This window comes from Pseudomonas helleri (assembly GCF_045830615.1).
Lineage (GTDB): Bacteria > Pseudomonadota > Gammaproteobacteria > Pseudomonadales > Pseudomonadaceae > Aquipseudomonas > Aquipseudomonas helleri.
Genome location: NZ_CP174501.1, coordinates 3,550,057 through 3,566,990, shown reverse-complemented (window position 1 = coordinate 3,566,990; position 16,934 = coordinate 3,550,057). Strand labels below are relative to the sequence as shown.

Here is a 16,934-nt window from a genome sequence, read left to right as displayed (position 1 = left end):
AACTCAACACAACCCCTGCACAAACTCCAGAAACGCCCGCACTTTAGCCGCCGGTAAATGCCGCGACGGGTAGAACGCGTACAGCGGAAAACGCTCATCGGGCCAGTCCGGGAACACGTCCACCAGGCGACCGTCCTTGAGCGCGGGCGCCAGCCCCAAGTCGAGCATTTGCGCCACCGCGTGGCCGTGCTCGCACACGCTGTACAAGGTGCTGGCGTCATTGATGATCAACCGGCCATTAGTGGGCACGATGAGTATGTGCCCGTCGCGATGAAACTCCCACGCAAACGGCCGCCCGGTCTGTGTGTCGCGAAAGTCGATGCACACGTGCTGGCCGTGTTCAAGGTCCTGCGGCCTGGCAGGGCGCCCGTAACGCTGGAAATACGCGGGTGCGGCGACGGTCAGTACGCGTACTTCCATCAGCTTGCGCGCCACCAGCGAAGACGACTGCGGGTGGCCAAAGCGAATGGCCAGATCAAAGCCGTCAGCCACCAGATCGCCCAGTTGGTCTTTGGTGTGCAAGTCCAGCTGCAATTGCGGGTGGCGGCGCATGAACTCGCCCAATACCGGGCCCAGTACCAGCCTTGAGAAATACGGGTCGATATTGACCCGCAAGCGCCCGCGCACGGCCAGCGCGCTGTCTGCCGCCGAGTTGGCTGCGTCTTCAAGCCCGGCCAGCAGCGGGGCGACTTCCTGATAAAAGCGCCGCCCTTCATCGGTCAATTGCACCGAGCGCGTGGTGCGATCGAACAGGCGAATGCCCAAGCGTTTTTCCAACCGCGAAATCGCCCGGCTTACGCCCGAGGGCGTGATGTCCAGCCGGTCGGCGGCCTTGGCAAAACTGCCGCTGTCGACCACCGCGCTCAACACGCCCATGCCGCTGGCCAAACCCGGGTCAAAGCTCATTGGTGATTACCTGTCACGTATGCAATGACACTGATGCTATCGAAGAATCATGTGCCTGCGCTGGATAATTTCTGCCAACACAACAGCCGTTGTTTGAGTTGAGGAGAGAAGCATATGTACGCAGTCACAGGCATTACCGGAAAAGTGGGTGGCGCTGTCGCGCGGGCATTGCTCGGTGCCGGACAGCCGGTGCGGGCGGTGGTACGCAGTGCCGAGAAAGCGCTGCCTTGGGCGCAACTGGGGTGTGAGGTGGCACTGGCAGAAGTCGACGATGCCCAGGCCATGGCGCAGGCGTTTAGCGGTGTCGACGGGGTGTTCATCATGTTGCCGTCCAACTTCGATCCTTCGCCGGGGTTCCCTGAGGCGCGGGTGTTGGTCGACAACATTCGCCAGGCATTGCAATGCGCGCGGCCGGGCAAGGTGGTTTGCCTGTCAACCATCGGTGCTCAGGCCATACAACCCAACCTGCTGAACCAGTTGCAACTGCTTGAACAGGCCTTGGGGTCGCTGGCCATGCCGATGACGTTTCTACGCCCCGGCTGGTTTATGGAAAACGCCTTGTGGGATGTTGCCCCGGCGATTGAGAGCGGGGTGATCCCGAGCTTTTTGCAGCCGCTGGACAAGCCGGTGCCCATGATTGCCACGGCAGACGTGGGGCGGGTGGCTGCCGAGTTGTTGCAGGAAACCTGGCAAGGGCAGCGCATGGTTGAACTGGAAGGCGCGCAGCGTATTACCCCGAACCAGATTGCCGAGACCTTCGCCCGCTTGCTCGACAAACCGGTGAGCATGCAGGTCGTGCCGCGGGATCGCTGGCAGGCGCTGTTTATCGAGCAGGGCATGCGCAACCCGTTGCCGCGCATGCAAATGATCGATGGCTTCAACGAAGGCTGGATCGAATTCGCCGGTACGCCGCGCAAAGGGCAGGTTGAGCTTGAAACGGTATTGAAGGGGCTCTTGCTGTAGCTGCAGCTTCGTCTTCGACACCACGCTGTCGCGCAGTAAACAGGCCACCGATAATCTTCAGCCTCCCCCAATCAGTTCCCTCTCCTTCGGGAGAGGGCCAGGGTGAGGGGGCTCTTGATCTGGGTAGATAAAACCTGCGTTCGGCCAGCGTGATTTAACGGGGCCTCCTGGATCAACAGCCAGATCAAGATCAAAAGATCGCGAGGCAAGCTCGCTCTTATCAAACATAAAATAAGTGATTGATTTTAAAGGCTTTGTAGGGGCGAGCTTGCTCGCGATCTTTTGATCTTTATCTAAGAGCAACCCTCACCCTAGCCCTCTCCCGTAGGAGAGGGAACCGATTGGGGGATGCTGAAGATACTCGCTGTCCTGTTTGCTGCGCGACAGCGCGGCGTCGAAGACGGGGCGGTGAACTGGTCAAGTAATCCCGGACACCGATTACGGTGTTTATGCCGCTTTTTGCTCCATGGCTATTGGCGACAGGTAGTTGTTGTAGCTGTGGAGCCTGATTCGGTTGTATCGCATGAAGAAGCTAGTTATATCCTGCCTGGCTTCTTCAACTGTCGTGTAGCCCTTATTGGGCACCCACTCTGATTTGAGTGTCCCGAAGAAACGCTCTGTTGGCGCGTTGTCCCAGCACTGCCCTCTGCGGCTCATGCTTTGTGTTATCCCATGCTCCAGCAGCGCGGACTGAAAGAGCTGGCTGGTGTATTGGCAGCCTTGATCCGAATGAAACATCAAGCCTGCATGTTTACCTCGAACCTCCACCGCCATTCTCAGCGCTCTGCTAACCAGGTTGGCGTCATTGATCAGAGAGAACGCCCAGCCAACGATTCGGCGGGCGAACAGATCAATGACTGCTGCCAAGTGATACCAGCGTTTACCAACCATCAGGCTGGTAACGTCGCCGCACCAGACCTGATTGATTGCGGTTGGCTCGAAGTTACGCTTGAGCAGGTTCTTGGCCACAAATGCTTCGACGCCTCTAGAGCGATACTGATGGCGACGGCGCTGTCTGCTGGCCAAATTTGCCTCCGCCATGAGTTTTCCGGCCAGATGCCGCCCCACTTTGATCTGCTGGGCCTTCAAGTGCTGAGAGATCATCCGCGCGCCTGCACTTCCCCGGCTTTCGTCATGCAGTTGCACGACTTTTGCTCTGAGCGCGTCACGCTTGGTATTCGGCGCTGAACGACGCTTAAGCCAGTCATAAAACGCGCTGCGGGAAACGCTCAAAGCACTACAAAGGAGGCGGGTCGGATATGAGGTCGACTCTCTCAGCTCTTCGATCAGGAAAAACGATCGGGATCCGACATCAAGAGAGCCGTAGCTTTTTTTAAGATTTCAGCCTCGGTCTCCAGGCGCTTGACCTTGGCTCGCAGCTGTTGAAGCTCTCGTTGTTCGTCGCTGATTGCCTTGGTACCTGCCACTGGCTGCCCTTTCTGACGCTCTTTGCGAACCTGATCAATCCAGCGGCGCAGAGCGGTAGGCCCAACGTCCATCGATGCACAGACGTCAGGAACTGAGCAGCTATCATCAAGAACCATGCTTGCAGCACGTTGCTTGAACTCGCGGGTGTAGGTCTTTCGCTCTTGCATGGAACCTCCTGATTGGGCGAATCATATCGCCCTTAAGAGGTGTCCGGGAGCATTAGGCCAGTTCACGGCCACTCCTACAGGGGAGGGGTATAGCTCGTAATTTACGGCCGCAACAACGCGCTGCTCAGCGCTGCAACCATCCGTGGTTTGGCGCTGTGTGCGTGGCTGATCAGGACGATCTCGCGGTGGTAGCGCTCGTCGCCCACGGGCTCTGCCACGCAACCGCTGGCCCAGCGTTCAAAGCCGGACCAACGGGGCACCAGGCTCACGCCCAACCCTTCAGCGGTTAGCAGGGCAATGGTTTCCAGGGCGTCCAGTTCCAGCACGGCGGTGGGCAACAAGCCGTGGTCTTGCAGGTACTGCGACGCATGCCGGGCGCCCCAGGCGTCGGGGTCGTATTGAATGTAGGGCTGGCTCTGCAAGCGCTGGTTGACGCTCTCGGGCGAGGTTTCACGAGCGATAAACACCAAGGGTTCCCGACGCAGCAACTGCGCATTAAACCGCTTGGCCAGATCAAAGGGCGGTGCTACCACGATGACGGCATCCAGCTCATTGGCTTCCAGCGCCTGAAACAGTGAGCGCGAGGTGCCCGGCACAATGATCGGCTTTAGCTGTGGGCTTGAGCCGGTCAAGGTGCGCAAGGCGGCTGGCAGGATGCCAGTGAGCGCGGTTGAAATCGCCCCGATGCGCAACGGGCCGGTCAGCCCCTCAGCGTCGGCATCGCCGGCCAGCAGCGCTATTTCATGGGTGATGCGCCGTGCTCTGGGCAATAAGTCCAGGCACGCTGCGCTGGGCTTGGCCTCATGCCCGACGCGCAGCAGCAGTTCCAGCCCCAACTGGCGCTCCAGCGCGACGATGCGCTGGCTGATCGCGGCCGCGGTCAATCCTTCAAGGCGTGCAGCCTTGGCAATGGACCCGCACTCGACCAATGCGATCAGGCTTTTCAGGTAGCGCGTATCCATAAGAATTAATTTCGTTCTGGGAAAAAATAACAGGTTATCTCTTTTGAGTATGACGCGGCATGATTTCTGCCCTGGTCATGTGGCCACATCTGGCTCAAGGAGCTTGCTGTGAAATCGCTATTTCATTTCGCTTACCACGTTCACGATTTGGCCGCTGCGCGTGGGTTCTATTGCGGGGTTTTGGGCTGCATCGAGGGGCGCAGCACTGAGACCTGGCTTGACATCAGCTTTTTCGGCCATCAATTGTCACTGCATCTGGGCGAGCCGTTTGCCGTCACTAATACCGGTAAAGTGGGCGAGCATTGGGTGCCCATGCCGCATTTCGGGGTGGTGCTGGAAATGCCGGACTGGGTGGCGTTGAAAACGCGGCTGGAGGATCGCTGCGTCGACTTTGTGATGGTGCCTACACGACGCTTTGTGGGAACACCGGGTGAACAGGCGACGATGTTTTTCCTTGATCCGTCGGGCAATCCCATTGAGATCAAAGGCTTCACCGATTGGGCGTCGGTATACGCCGTTTAACACCCATAAAGCCAAGAGGTGAGCACAACCATGAGCCTTCTAGACACCGCCGATGCCGGGATGATTGCCGAGCAGGTACGCACTGCGGGTATCAGCCCCGCTGAAGTCGCTGAGCATTTTTTGGCGCACACCCATGCGCGCGAAGCTGACATCCAGGCCTTTGTTTCGCTGGACCCCACCGCGCTGCGCACGCAAGTGGCACAGTTGAAAGGGCCTGCACTCAACGGTTTGCTTGCGGGTGTACCGGTGGGCGTCAAGGACATCATTGATACCCACGATCATCCCACTTGCTTTTATTCCCCGATCTACCAAGGCAACCAACCCTCGCGCGATGCCCATGTGGTGACGCTGCTGCGCCAGGCGGGCGCGCTGATCATGGGCAAGACCCACACCACCGAGTTTGCTTATATGCAGACCGGGCCGACGCGTAACCCCCATGACCTGAACAGAACACCCGGCAGTTCCAGCGCCGGTTCTGCTGCGGGTATGGCAGCCGGGTTTTTTCCTCTGGCGCTGGGCACGCAGACTGCGGGTTCGTTGCTCAAGCCTGCATCGTACTGTGGCTTATATGCGTTCAAACCGTCCTGGGGGCTGGTCTCTCTGGAGGGGATCAAGCCGCTGGCGCCGAGCTTTGACACGCTGGGTTGGTATGGGCGCTCGGTGGGGGATCTGGCTTTGGTCGCGCAGGTGCTGATTCCGGGGCTGACCAGCAGCCCGCGGGCGAGCGGGCGCAGAACGTTTGGATTTTGCCGCACGGCACGCTGGGGCGACATTGATCAGCCGGTGGCCGACGCGTTGCTGGCGTCACTCGACGTGCTCCGCGCGGCCGGGCACACAGTGACGCAGGTCGAGTTGCCGGAGGCGTTTGCCGGGGTGTTTGACGACCATCTGTTGATCAACGATTGCGAGGGTGCGCGTTCGCTGGCCAAAGAATGGCACGTCAGCCCCGAGTTACTCAGCCCGCAGGTGGTGGCCATGATCGAGCGGGCCCAACAGACCACGTGGCAGCAGGAAACCGCCGCCAAGGCCCGCCTGGCCGCGCTGGCCCCGGTCCTCAAAGCGCTGTTCGCCCCCTATGACGCCATGCTCGGGGCTAGCTGCGGCATGGTCGCGCCCTTGGGGCTGGAGGCCACAGGGCCGTCTGACTTCTGCAAGTTCTGGATGGCATTTGGCTTGCCGCAGATCAACATACCGCTGCCCAGAGCGCCGGGTGAACTGCCCGTCGGCCTGCAAGTGGTGGGGGATTTTCGCAGCGACAGCCAACTGCTGGACGCGGCGCAGCACGTCGACAGTGCACTGAACGGTGGGGTTACGTTGGCGTGATGTCGCGCTCCACCGGCCCTGCATCCGGGTCAAATCCCTGTGGGTATTTGCCTTTTAGCTGCCAGGCAAAGGCAATGATTTCAGCCAGGGTTCGGTACAGCTCCTGCGGGATGCTGTCGCCCAGCTCCATGCGCGCCAATAATCTGACCAGCTCAGCGTTCTCATAAATAGGCACTTCGTACTCGCGGGCCAGTGCGAGGATAGCTTCGGCCAGTGCGTCATCGCCTTTGGCGGTCAGGGTGGGCGCCTGTTTGCCGTCGTACTTGAGGGCAATCGCCTGACGCGGTTCGGGGGGTGTGCTCATGCGGTTTCGTCGACCCAGCGTTGTTCAAGGGGAGTATGGCCATGGGCGGGTGGGATGCCCTGATGGCAATCGAGATCGGTCACGCTCAGCCCCGCATCCTTCAGACGCTGGCGCAGCACGCCCAGTTGGCTGGCGATCAGTTCAGCGGTGGCGCTGTGTTGCGCCCATAACTGGCCCGACAGGTTGCCGCGCAGCAATTGCGCCTGCACATGCAGCGGGCCCAGCGGCGCGAGGTCAAAGGCCAGTTCGACGCGCCACAGTTGATCTTTGCTCTCACGGTGTTCGCGTTTGTCTTCAGGCCCTTGCTCGGGCGGATCTTCACGCTGGAACTTGACCTGCAACGGCACGATGTCGTGGGCGTTGCGCAGGGGGATTTCCAGTTGCCAGGTGGTCAGCAGGCTACCGTCTGCGGTGCGCCCGCTTTGCTCCAGGCTCGACAATTGATGGCTTTGCAGGCGCGAAATGGCAGCGGCGGCGAGCTTGAGCAGGTTTTCCAGGCTGTCTTCGCCTTCGCCCCGTTGCAGCAGGCGCGGCGGCAGCGGAAAACCGCCAGGCTGCGGTTTGGCGCTGACTTGCCCAAGCATGCCCAGCGCATTGCGCACAAACGTCGGCAGGGCTTGCGCCTGGGTGCTGGCGGCGACACCGGGGTTGAAAGTGGGGTTGGCCGGCACGCCGGGCACTATTTGTGCAATCAGCCGCAACAAGCTGGCTTTCATGTCGGGGGCGAGGTTTTGTAACTGGCCACCGAGCAGCTTGGCTTCGAGAAACGCGCCGCTGTTGAGCAGGGCATTACTGAGTGTGGCGGGGTTGCTCAGTTGTTGCGGCGTAGGCAAGCCGCTCAGCAACTTGTCGATAGAGGCGCGCAAAGCGTCGGGCATGCTCTCGCTGGGTGGAAGCTTCTGCAGGGCGTTCAACAGGCCGTCGAGCGAGCCCTGACGGCTTTGCTGGGCGGCCAGTTGCTGGGTAATTGCCAGTTGGTCTTGTCGACCGCTCAGGGGTACGAAGTTCAGGCTCTGGCTGCCTTGCACTTGCGCGGTCAGCAAGCTGTCGACGCGCAAAGGTCGCGGGCTGTCGACGGTCAGGGTGCTGCCGCTCAAGGCGCTGTTAAGCAAGGTTACCAGTGAGCGATACACGGCCGGTTGCCCGGCGGCTTGCGCCAACACCTGGGTGCTCAGCACTTTGCCTTGTACTAACGTGCCCACCGGCAGTTGCTGCGGATCAAGGCGGGTGAGGGCGCTGGCATTGCTGCTCAGGGCTTGTTGCAGGCTGACCGCCAGGCTGGCGGGCGAAGGTTGGGTCACCGACAGCAGCGTGCCCAGCGGTAGCGGCTGGTTGCTGCTGACCTGCACGTTGGTTTGGCGGCCGCTGTCCAGGGTCAGTTTGAGCAGCAGCTGAAACACCGCATCGCCCTGTTTAAGCGACAGCACCTGCGCCTGGGCGCTTTGCCCCGGACTGATCAAACCCTCGAGCGGTTGCAGCAACTTGAGCACTTCACCGCCTGCTGCTCCGGGGCGTACGGGATTGGACGCAGCAGGTGGGATGGGTGGAATATTCATGTCGCTTTTCATTGTTACAACCTTATGAATATGCCCTCTTTAGAGTAGGACATGGCATGTATAATGCTGCCCCATCGTTTAAGGTGCCTAAAAACAACACAATTCTTTGATCCAGCTCTCTTAAACAGGCCGCAAATGTATCTATCCTGCATCACTTTAACGGCCACGCCCGGGCCGACTTGAACCGTGAAGGCCTCAACGACGTGACCAGCCCTCTTTTAGAAACCGTATCGCTGACCTGTGAGCGTGACGGGCGCCTGTTATTTGAAAATCTCGAATTGCGACTCAGCCCCTGCGACATGCTACAGATCAGCGGCCCCAACGGCAGCGGCAAGACCAGCCTGTTGCGTTTGTTGGCGGGCCTGATGCAACCCACCGAGGGCGAGATTCGGCTGAGCGGGCAACGGTTGAGCGAGCAGCGTGCAGAACTGGCCAGCAACCTGCTGTGGATCGGCCATGCGGCCGGGATCAAAGATTTGCTGAGCGCCGAAGAAAACCTGCGTTGGCTGTGCGCCCTGCATCGTCCGGCGAGCCGTGAGGCGATTTGGGCAGCATTGGCCGCCGTGGGTTTGCAGGGTTTTGAAGACGTGCCGTGCCACACCTTGTCGGCCGGGCAGCAGCGGCGCGTTGCTTTGGCCCGGTTGCATCTGGACAGCCCGGCGCTGTGGATTCTCGACGAGCCGTTTACCGCGCTCGATAAACAAGGCGTTGCGGCCCTTGAAGAGCACTTGGCCAGCCACTGTGAGCGGGGCGGCATGGTGGTGTTGACCACGCACCATACCTTGACCCGCACACCTGCCGGTTATCGCGACATCGATCTGGGGCAGTACGCCGTATGAGTGTGTTTGCATCGTTATTGGCTCGTGAAGCGCGTTTGCTTTTTCGGCGCCCGGCCGAGTTGGCCAACCCGCTGGTGTTCTTCGCAATTGTGATCGCGATGTTCCCGCTGGCGGTTGGCCCGGAGTCTCAATTGTTGCAAACCTTGTCTCCCGGACTGCTCTGGGTGGCAGCGCTATTAGCGGTTTTACTCTCGCTGGACGGGCTGTTTCGCAGTGATTTTGAAGACGGTTCACTGGAACAGTGGGTCCTTTCGCCGCACCCTCTGGCGCTACTGGTGTTGGCCAAGGTGCTGGCACACTGGGCGTTTTCCGGGCTGGCACTGGTGATTTTGTCACCGTTGCTGGCGCTGATGCTGGGATTGCCGGTGGCCTGTTTGCCGGTGCTGTTGTTGTCGTTGTTGCTCGGAACGCCCGTGCTGAGCTTGCTCGGCGCGGTGGGCGCCGCGCTGACCGTGGGGCTTAAACGCGGCGGCTTGCTGCTGGCGTTGCTGATTTTGCCCTTGTATATCCCGGTGCTGATTTTGGGTAGCGGGGCTTTGCAAGCAGCTTTGCAAGGCATGCCTGCAACCGGTTATCTGCTCTGGCTTGCCAGCCTGACCGTGCTGGCCGTCACCCTTACACCTTTTGCAATAGCGGCCGGCCTGAAGATCAGTGTCGGCGAATAAATAATGAGGTCTGGCCCTGCACAGGCCAGTAAAGACCCGCGCGTTGATGAGGCCGTGCACAGGCCACGTCAAAGCACCGTGATGGAAACAGCGTGATGAACTGGACTTGGTTTCACAAACTCGGCTCACCTAAATGGTTCTATGCCATCAGTGGACGTTTACTGCCCTGGCTAAGCATTGCCGCCGTGCTGCTGATGGTCGTCGGCGTGATTTGGGGCCTGGCTTTTGCGCCACCGGACTACCAGCAGGGTAATAGTTTCAGGATCATTTACATCCATGTTCCGGCCGCCATGCTGGCGCAGTCCTGCTACGTGATGCTGGCGGTGTGCGGGGTGGTGGGGCTGGTCTGGAAGATGAAAATCGCTGACGTCGCGCTGCAATGCGCCGCCCCCATCGGCGCGTGGATGACCGCCGTGGCGCTGGTGACCGGGGCCATCTGGGGCAAACCGACCTGGGGCTCGTGGTGGGTCTGGGATGCGCGCCTGACCTCGATGCTGATTCTGCTGTTTCTGTACTTCGGCCTGATTGCCTTGGGCAACGCCATTACCAATCGCGACAGCGCGGCCAAGGCCTGCGCGGTGCTGGCGATTGTGGGCGTGATCAACATCCCGATCATCAAATACTCGGTGGAGTGGTGGAACACCCTGCACCAAGGCGCCACCTTTACCCTCACTGAAAAACCGGCGATGCCTGTAGAAATGTGGCTGCCGTTGCTGCTCACCGTGCTGGGTTTTTATTGTTTTTTTGGCGCGGTGCTGTTGCTGCGCATGCGCCTCGAAGTGCTCAAGCGCGAAGCGCGCAGCAGTTGGGCCAAAGCTGAAGTGTTAAAAGCGCTGGAGGGTACGCGATGAGTTTTGCTTCTTTCAGCGACTTTGTCGCCATGGGCCAGCATGGCCTTTATGTGTGGTCGGCCTATGGCATTTGCCTGGCGGTGCTGGCGCTTAACGTGGCGCTGCCGCTGACGGCGCGTCGGCGTTATCTGCAACAAGAGGCGCGTCGTTTGCGCCGGGAGAATTCGAAGTGAATCCGCAGCGCAAAAAACGTTTGATCATCATTTTGGCGATTCTGGTAGGCATCGGCGCGGCCGTTGCCCTGGCCCTGAGCGCGCTGCAGCAAAACATTAACCTGTTCTACACGCCGACCCAGATCGCCAATGGCGAAGCGCCATTGGACACGCGGATCCGCGCGGGCGGCATGGTTGAAAACGGTTCGCTGAAACGCTCTGGCGACTCGCTGGACGTCGAATTTGTGGTCACTGACTTCAACAAGGGCGTGACCATTCAATACCGTGGCATCTTGCCGGACCTGTTCCGCGAAGGGCAGGGCATCGTTGCGTTGGGCAAGCTCAACGCCCAGGGTGTGGTGGTGGCCGACGAAGTGCTGGCCAAGCATGACGAGAAGTACATGCCGCCCGAGGTGACCAAGGCGCTGAAGGAGAGCGGCCAATCCGCCCCGGCACCGGCTAACGAGGTTAAGTGATGATGTCTGGACTGTTTATTCCTGAATTGGGCCACCTGGCCATGATTCTGGCGCTGTGCTTTGCCATCGTGCAGGCCATCGTCCCGCTGCTCGGCGCCTGGCGTGGCGACAAACTGTGGATGGGCCTGGCCCAGCCGGCGGCCTGGGGGCAATTCGCCTTTATGCTGTTTGCCTTCGGTTGCTTAACCTACGCCTTTATGGCGGACGATTTTTCGGTCCGCTATGTGGCCAGCAACTCCAACAGCGCCTTGCCCTGGTACTACAAATTCAGCGCCGTGTGGGGCGCCCACGAAGGCTCGCTGTTGCTCTGGGCGCTGATTCTGAGCGGCTGGACATTCGCAGTGTCGGTGTTCTCACGCCAGTTACCGCAAGTGATGCTGGCCCGCGTGCTGTCGATCATGGGCATGATCAGCGTCGGCTTTATGCTGTTTCTGATCCTCACCTCCAACCCGTTCGCACGCCTGCTGCCGCAAATGCCTGCCAACGGCAACGACCTTAACCCGCTGCTGCAAGACATCGGTCTGATCGTGCACCCGCCGATGCTGTACATGGGGTATGTCGGTTTCTCGGTGGCCTTTGCCTTTGCCATCGCGGCCTTGCTCGGTGGTCGACTGGACGCGGCATGGGCACGTTGGTCGCGGCCGTGGACGATTGTCGCGTGGGCCTTTCTGGGGATCGGCATCACCTTGGGTTCGTGGTGGGCGTATTACGAGCTTGGCTGGGGCGGCTGGTGGTTCTGGGACCCGGTTGAAAACGCCTCTTTCATGCCATGGCTGGTCGGCACGGCGCTGATTCACTCGCTGGCAGTGACCGAAAAACGTGGCGTGTTTAAAAGCTGGACCGTGCTGTTGGCCATTGCCGCGTTTTCGTTGAGCTTGCTCGGGACATTCCTTGTGCGTTCCGGGGTGCTGACGTCGGTGCATGCGTTTGCGGCCGACCCGGAGCGCGGCGTGTTTATCCTGATCTTCCTGCTGTTTGTGGTGGGCGGTTCGCTGACGTTGTTTGCGCTGCGTGCGCCGGTGGTCAAAAGCCATGTCGGTTTTAACCTGTGGTCACGTGAGACGTTGCTGCTGGGCAACAACCTGATTCTGGTGGTGGCCGCGTCGATGATTCTGCTCGGCACCTTGTACCCGCTGATTGTCGACGCGGTGAGCGGGGCGAAAATGTCGGTCGGCCCGCCGTACTTCAATGCGCTGTTTATCCCGTTGATGGCCTTGCTGATGGTGGTCATGGCGGTGGGTGTGCTGGTGCGCTGGAAAGACACCCCGGTCAAATGGCTGCTGGGCATGTTGACCCCGGTGTTGCTGGGCAGTGCGGCGCTGTCGGTGATTGCCGGTGTGGCCTATGGCGACTTTAACTGGGCGGTGATCGCGACCTTTATGCTGGCGGCCTGGGTGTTGCTGGCCGGGGTGCGCGATATCGGTGACAAAACCCGTCACAAGGGCCTGGTCAAAGGCCTGCGCAGCCTGACCCGCAGTTATTGGGGCATGCAGATCGCGCACTTGGGTATCGCGGTGTGCGCGCTGGGTGTGGTGCTGTCGAGCCAAAACAGTGCCGAACGCGATCTGCGTCTGGCGCCGGGTGAGTCGATGGAACTGGCCGGTTATCAGTTCATTTTTGACGGTGCCAAACATTTTGAAGGGCCGAACTTCACCTCGGACAAAGGCACCGTGCGGGTGATCCGCAATGGCAAGCAAGTCAGCGTGCTGCACCCGGAAAAACGTTTGTACACGGTACAAAGTTCGATGATGACCGAAGCCGGTATCGACGCCGGTTTTACCCGCGACCTGTACGTGGCGCTGGGTGAACCGCTGGGCGATGGCGCCTGGGCGGTACGGGTCCACGTTAAACCGTTTGTGCGCTGGATCTGGCTGGGCGGTTTGCTCACCGGCTTTGGCGGTTTGCTGGCGGCGCTGGACCGACGTTATCGAGTCAAGGTTAAAACCCGCGTGCGCGACGCGCTGGGCATGAAAGGAGAAACAGCATGAGACGCTGGCTAATGCTGGCCCCGCTGGCGGTGTTTTTGGGCATGGCGTGGTTTCTGTACAAAGGCTTGTACCTGGACCCGACCGAGTTGCCGTCGACCCTGATCGACAAGCCGTTCCCGGCGTTCAGCCTGCCAGCGGTGGAGGGCGACAAAACCCTGACCGAAGCCGACCTCAAGGGCAAACCGGCGCTGGTTAACGTCTGGGCCACCTGGTGCATCTCGTGCAAGGTCGAACACCCGGTGCTGACCAAACTGGCCGAGCAGGGCGTGGTGATCTATGGCGTCAACTACAAGGACGTCAACGAGGACGCAAACAAGTGGCTCAAGGAATTCCACAACCCGTACCAGTTGGACATCAACGATGAAGCCGGTTCGTTGGGCTTGAACCTGGGCGTGTACGGCGCCCCGGAAACCTTCCTGATCGACAGCCAGGGCATCATCCGCCACAAGTTTGTCGGCGTGATCGACGAGCGCGTGTGGCGCGAACAACTGGCTGGCAAGTATCAGGCGCTGGTTGATGAGGCCAAGCCATGAAGCGTTGGTTAGCAGCGCTGGTGTGCGGGCTGGCCTTGACCGGCATCGCCCATGCGGCCATCGACACCTATGAGTTTGCCAATGACGCTGAGCGCGCGCGTTTTCGCGAGTTGACCCAGGAGCTGCGTTGCCCCAAGTGCCAGAACCAGGACCTTGCCGACTCCAACGCGCCGATTGCCACCGACCTGCGCCGCGAGATCTTCCGCATGCTGGGCGAGGGCAAGGACAACCAGCAGATCATCGACTTTATGGTCGACCGTTACGGCGACTTCGTGCGCTACAAACCGGCCTTGACCAGCAAGACCGTGGTGCTGTGGTTCGGCCCGCTGGCCTTGTTGGTGGGCGGGGTGGTGGTGATCGGGGTGATTGTCGGGCGTCGCCGTCGTACAGCGCGGGCCGAAGCTTCGGACACTCTTTCTGCCGAGGAGCGTCAGCGCCTCGATACCTTGCTGGATAAAAACAAAGATGATTGATTTCTGGCTTGCAGCGGGCTTGCTGCTACTCATCGCCCTGAGTTTTTTGCTGATCCCGGTGCTGCGTGGTCGCCGTGCCCAGCGTGAAGAAGACCGCACCGCCCTCAACGTGGCGCTGTACCAAGAGCGCGTGGCGCAATTGCAGGCGCAACGTGAAGAGGGCGTGCTGACCGAGCAACAACTGCAAAGCGGTCGCGACGAAGCCGCGCGTGAACTGCTGGCGGACACCGAAGGCGTGGCGCCGGGGCGCAGCTCCAGCTTGGGCAAAGTAGTGCCCATACTGGCGGCGTTGATGGTGCCGGTGCTGGGTGTGGGCCTGTACCTGCATTTTGGTGCCAGCGACAAGGTTGAACTGACCCAAGAGTTCGCCACGCCACCGCAATCGCTAGAGCAAATGATCTCGCGTCTTGAGCGGGCCGCCGCTGCCCAGCCGGACTCCGCCGAGAGCTGGTACTTCCTGGGGCGTGCCTACATGGCACAAAACCGTTCGGCAGAGGCCGCCAAGGTGTTTGAACGTGCCGTGGCGCTGGCCGGGCGCCAGCCTGAGCTGTTGGGTCAGTGGGCGCAGGCGCAGTACTTTGCTGACGATAAAAAGTGGAGCGACAAGACCCAGGCCCTGACCGACGAAGCCTTAAAAGCCGACCCCAACGAAGTCACCAGCCTGGGTCTGCTCGGCATTGCGGCATTTGAGGGCCAGCGTTATCAAGAGGCCATCAACTACTGGCAGCGACTGCTTAATGAGCTGCCTATAGGTGACCCGTCCCGCGAAGCGCTGGAGGGCGGCATCGAGCGCGCACGCGGGCAATTGCTGGCCAGCGGCGGCAAGGTTGAAAGCGCCCCTGTGCCTGCGGCGCAGGCGTCGATCAAGGTCAGCGTCGACTTGGCTGATGCCGTTAAAGCCAGTGTGTTGCCGGGCGACAGCGTGTTCATCTTCGCCCGCGCCGTGTCGGGCCCACCGGCCCCGTTGGCGGTCAAACGCGTGACCGTGGCGGACCTGCCGATCACCGTGGAACTGAGCGATGCCGACGCGATGATGCCGCAGTTGAAACTGTCCAACTTTCCTGAAGTCCAACTGGTTGCGCGCATCTCCCGTGCGGGCCAGCCCACCGCTGGCGAATGGGTAGGGCGCGGCAAACCGCTGCCCAACAGTACCCAGACGTTGCAACAGCTGATAATCGACAGCCCGGATAAATAACCGGCGTTTGGGCGAACAGTGTGTAGGAGCTGCCGCAGGCTGCGATCTTTTAATCTTCACCCTCAAAAGATCGCAGCCTGCGGCAGCTCCTGCATTTTGGGCCCTAAATACCTAGACGAGACCCCGTTATGGCCGCATTTGCTCGAATCACCCTGCTTAGCCTGGCCATCGGCCTGAGTGCCTGCTCGGTTCATCAACCGTACGAATCCACGCCGCCTACGCCGCCCAGCCCGATCCCGCAGCCGCAACCATCGGACAAACCGCTGCCGGACATGCCGATCCCGCAGCCGCCCAAACCGTTGCCGCGCACCTCGGCCACGTTCGCCCCGCCACCGGGCGGCCCGAGCCACTGGGACGCACGTCTTGGCGTGTATGTGCTGGATGACCAGAGCAACATCTTTTATCGCCAGCGCACCTACTACCGCTGGGACAACGGCTGGACCCGCGGGATCAGCCCGAATGGGCCCTGGGAAGAAACCGATACCAGCGGCGTACCGCCGGGGTTGAGCCGTCAGTTCAAGTAACGCGGTCGATTACCCCGACGCCGCGCTGCCGCGCAGCAAACAGGCCACCGAGAATCTTCAGCATCCCCCAATCGGTTCCCTCTCCTTCGGGAGAGGGCTAGGGTGAGGGTGCTCTTAGATAAAGAGCCAGATCAAAAACATAGCCCTGCGCCACGCAAAAATTTTGTAGGAGCTGCCGCAGGCTGCGATCTTTTGATCTTTTGAAAAAAACGCGCCTGCATAGCGGTAGGATGGCCCTCTCACTACACAAGGAACCCGCCATGAGCCTCTTCGATTTCAAGCAAGTTGATGTGTTTAGCACGGTGGCCCTCAAGGGCAATCCGGTAGCGGTGGTGTTAAATGCCGACGGTTTGAGTGATGAGCAAATGGCCGATTTTGCGCGCTGGACCAATCTCAGTGAAACCACGTTTGTGCTGAAGCCACAAAACCCGGAGGCGGATTATCGGCTGCGAATTTTTACCACGCTACGCGAGTTGCCCTTTGCCGGGCACCCTACGTTGGGCAGTTGCCATGCCTGGCTGGAAGCCGGTGGCAAGCCACGTGGTGAGGAGATCATTCAGGAGTGTGCGGTAGGTCTGATCCGGGTCCGCCGCAACGCTGGGCAATTGGCCTTTACCGCGCCGCCTCTGTTGCGTACTGGGCCGGTCGATGAGGCGTTGTTACAGCGTGTGTGTCAGGGCTTGGGCATTGAGCCGCACGCTGTGCAGCAAGCGCGTTGGGTCGATAACGGGCCGGGCTGGCTGGCGCTGCTGCTGGCGGATCGTGAGCAGGTGCTGGCGATTAAGCCCGACTACTCGCAATTACACGGTCTGGCCTTGGGTGTGGTCGCGCCTTGGTCGGCTGAGCGTGATGGCGCTGAGGCGCAGTTTGAAGTGCGGGCCTTTTTGGCGGGGGACGGGATGCAGGAAGACCCGGTCACCGGCAGTTTGAACGCCGGTTTGGCGCAATGGTTGATCGCTGACGGCCTGGCGCCGCAGCGTTATGTGGCCAGCCAGGGCACGGCCCTGGGGCGGGCAGGGCGGGTGTTCATTGAGCAAATCGGCCAGGACATCTGGGTCGGTGGCGCGGCGGTGACGTGTGTCTCCGGGACGCTGAGCCTTTGACCCC

At 60.5% G+C, this 16,934-nt stretch carries 20 protein-coding genes; 14 read left to right on the top strand and 6 right to left on the bottom strand.

The genetic code is table 11. The features are described 5' to 3' along the window. Nucleotides 1-3: 3 nt before the first annotated feature. A complete protein-coding gene (locus ACJJU9_RS16020) occupies nucleotides 4-906 on the bottom strand; it encodes a LysR family transcriptional regulator (RefSeq protein ID WP_407728977.1) in 903 nt (300 codons plus the stop codon). A gap of 114 nt (nucleotides 907-1,020) precedes the next feature. Here ACJJU9_RS16020 and ACJJU9_RS16015 point away from each other — a divergent pair, with 114 nt between their 5' ends. Beyond that, nucleotides 1,021-1,869 carry an NmrA family NAD(P)-binding protein gene (locus tag ACJJU9_RS16015; protein WP_407728976.1) on the top strand — a complete coding sequence of 283 codons (849 nt, stop codon included), beginning with the start codon at nucleotides 1,021-1,023 and terminating at the stop codon, nucleotides 1,867-1,869. Nucleotides 1,870-2,316: 447 nt separating this feature from the next. On the opposite strand, the gene ACJJU9_RS16010 is transcribed toward ACJJU9_RS16015, so the two are convergent. The 3 genes from ACJJU9_RS16010 to ACJJU9_RS16000 all read right to left on the bottom strand — a co-directional run bounded on the left by ACJJU9_RS16010 (nucleotide 2,317) and on the right by ACJJU9_RS16000 (nucleotide 4,426). Next, a complete protein-coding gene (locus ACJJU9_RS16010; protein ID WP_407730991.1) occupies nucleotides 2,317-3,147 on the bottom strand; it encodes an IS3 family transposase in 831 nt (276 codons plus the stop codon). Between the two features lie 8 nt (nucleotides 3,148-3,155). Next, the gene (locus tag ACJJU9_RS16005; RefSeq protein ID WP_076965378.1) at nucleotides 3,156-3,464 is read right to left on the bottom strand and encodes a transposase; all 309 of its coding nucleotides are present in this window, start codon (nucleotides 3,462-3,464) and stop codon (nucleotides 3,156-3,158) included. 101 nt (nucleotides 3,465-3,565) lie between these two features. Then, the gene (locus tag ACJJU9_RS16000) at nucleotides 3,566-4,426 is read right to left on the bottom strand and encodes a LysR substrate-binding domain-containing protein (RefSeq protein WP_407728975.1); all 861 of its coding nucleotides are present in this window, start codon (nucleotides 4,424-4,426) and stop codon (nucleotides 3,566-3,568) included. 108 nt (nucleotides 4,427-4,534) lie between these two features. Between ACJJU9_RS16000 and ACJJU9_RS15995 the strand changes: the two genes are divergently transcribed. Further along, nucleotides 4,535-4,948: a VOC family protein gene (locus tag ACJJU9_RS15995; RefSeq protein WP_407728974.1), complete on the top strand. Its 414-nt coding sequence runs from the start codon at nucleotides 4,535-4,537 to the stop codon at nucleotides 4,946-4,948. A 30-nt stretch (nucleotides 4,949-4,978) separates the two neighbouring features. Continuing rightward, nucleotides 4,979-6,271 carry an amidase gene (locus tag ACJJU9_RS15990; protein WP_407728973.1) on the top strand — a complete coding sequence of 431 codons (1,293 nt, stop codon included), beginning with the start codon at nucleotides 4,979-4,981 and terminating at the stop codon, nucleotides 6,269-6,271. On the opposite strand, the gene ACJJU9_RS15985 is transcribed toward ACJJU9_RS15990, so the two are convergent. Together ACJJU9_RS15985 and ACJJU9_RS15980 are read right to left on the bottom strand one after the other, a co-directional pair. After that, the gene (locus ACJJU9_RS15985) at nucleotides 6,258-6,575 is read right to left on the bottom strand and encodes an EscU/YscU/HrcU family type III secretion system export apparatus switch protein (protein ID WP_153374105.1); all 318 of its coding nucleotides are present in this window, start codon (nucleotides 6,573-6,575) and stop codon (nucleotides 6,258-6,260) included. The two genes, ACJJU9_RS15990 and ACJJU9_RS15985, sit on opposite strands and share 14 nt — an antisense overlap. Next, complete coding sequence (locus ACJJU9_RS15980; RefSeq protein WP_407728972.1) at nucleotides 6,572-8,143, bottom strand: flagellar hook-length control protein FliK; 1,572 nt, start codon at nucleotides 8,141-8,143, stop codon at nucleotides 6,572-6,574. The genes ACJJU9_RS15985 and ACJJU9_RS15980 overlap by 4 nt, the downstream gene beginning before the upstream one ends. 191 nt (nucleotides 8,144-8,334) lie before the next feature. Between ACJJU9_RS15980 and ccmA the strand changes: the two genes are divergently transcribed. The 11 genes from ccmA (at nucleotide 8,335) to ACJJU9_RS15925 (ending at nucleotide 16,930) form a co-directional block, all read left to right on the top strand. After that, nucleotides 8,335-8,970 carry a cytochrome c biogenesis heme-transporting ATPase CcmA gene (gene ccmA / locus ACJJU9_RS15975; protein ID WP_048371630.1) on the top strand — a complete coding sequence of 212 codons (636 nt, stop codon included), beginning with the start codon at nucleotides 8,335-8,337 and terminating at the stop codon, nucleotides 8,968-8,970. Then, nucleotides 8,967-9,635, top strand: coding sequence for a heme exporter protein CcmB (ccmB, locus tag ACJJU9_RS15970; RefSeq protein WP_048390373.1), 669 nt, complete (start codon nucleotides 8,967-8,969; stop codon nucleotides 9,633-9,635). The genes ccmA and ccmB overlap by 4 nt, the downstream gene beginning before the upstream one ends. A gap of 92 nt (nucleotides 9,636-9,727) precedes the next feature. Continuing rightward, nucleotides 9,728-10,486: a heme ABC transporter permease gene (locus tag ACJJU9_RS15965; protein ID WP_173430622.1), complete on the top strand. Its 759-nt coding sequence runs from the start codon at nucleotides 9,728-9,730 to the stop codon at nucleotides 10,484-10,486. Further along, nucleotides 10,483-10,659, top strand: coding sequence for a heme exporter protein CcmD (ccmD, locus tag ACJJU9_RS15960; protein WP_048371340.1), 177 nt, complete (start codon nucleotides 10,483-10,485; stop codon nucleotides 10,657-10,659). Before ACJJU9_RS15965 ends, ccmD begins: the two co-directional genes overlap by 4 nt. Then, nucleotides 10,656-11,114: a cytochrome c maturation protein CcmE gene (gene ccmE, locus ACJJU9_RS15955; RefSeq protein WP_178110195.1), complete on the top strand. Its 459-nt coding sequence runs from the start codon at nucleotides 10,656-10,658 to the stop codon at nucleotides 11,112-11,114. The genes ccmD and ccmE overlap by 4 nt, the downstream gene beginning before the upstream one ends. Further along, nucleotides 11,114-13,102, top strand: coding sequence for a heme lyase CcmF/NrfE family subunit (locus ACJJU9_RS15950; RefSeq protein WP_407728971.1), 1,989 nt, complete (start codon nucleotides 11,114-11,116; stop codon nucleotides 13,100-13,102). The genes ccmE and ACJJU9_RS15950 overlap by 1 nt, the downstream gene beginning before the upstream one ends. After that, nucleotides 13,099-13,635, top strand: a complete 537-nt coding sequence (locus ACJJU9_RS15945) for a DsbE family thiol:disulfide interchange protein (RefSeq protein ID WP_407728970.1) — start codon at nucleotides 13,099-13,101, stop codon at nucleotides 13,633-13,635. The genes ACJJU9_RS15950 and ACJJU9_RS15945 overlap by 4 nt, the downstream gene beginning before the upstream one ends. Further along, nucleotides 13,632-14,108 (top strand): cytochrome c-type biogenesis protein, encoded by a 477-nt coding sequence (locus ACJJU9_RS15940; protein WP_273219171.1) that lies wholly within the window; start codon nucleotides 13,632-13,634, stop codon nucleotides 14,106-14,108. The genes ACJJU9_RS15945 and ACJJU9_RS15940 overlap by 4 nt, the downstream gene beginning before the upstream one ends. Further along, on the top strand, nucleotides 14,101-15,303 hold the full coding sequence (gene ccmI, locus ACJJU9_RS15935; RefSeq protein ID WP_407728969.1) for a c-type cytochrome biogenesis protein CcmI: 1,203 nt from the start codon (nucleotides 14,101-14,103) through the stop codon (nucleotides 15,301-15,303). The genes ACJJU9_RS15940 and ccmI overlap by 8 nt, the downstream gene beginning before the upstream one ends. Nucleotides 15,304-15,431: 128 nt before the next feature. Beyond that, nucleotides 15,432-15,827: a hypothetical protein gene (locus ACJJU9_RS15930; protein ID WP_407728968.1), complete on the top strand. Its 396-nt coding sequence runs from the start codon at nucleotides 15,432-15,434 to the stop codon at nucleotides 15,825-15,827. A 260-nt stretch (nucleotides 15,828-16,087) separates the two neighbouring features. After that, nucleotides 16,088-16,930: a PhzF family phenazine biosynthesis protein gene (locus ACJJU9_RS15925; protein WP_407728967.1), complete on the top strand. Its 843-nt coding sequence runs from the start codon at nucleotides 16,088-16,090 to the stop codon at nucleotides 16,928-16,930. Nucleotides 16,931-16,934: the final 4 nt, after the last annotated feature.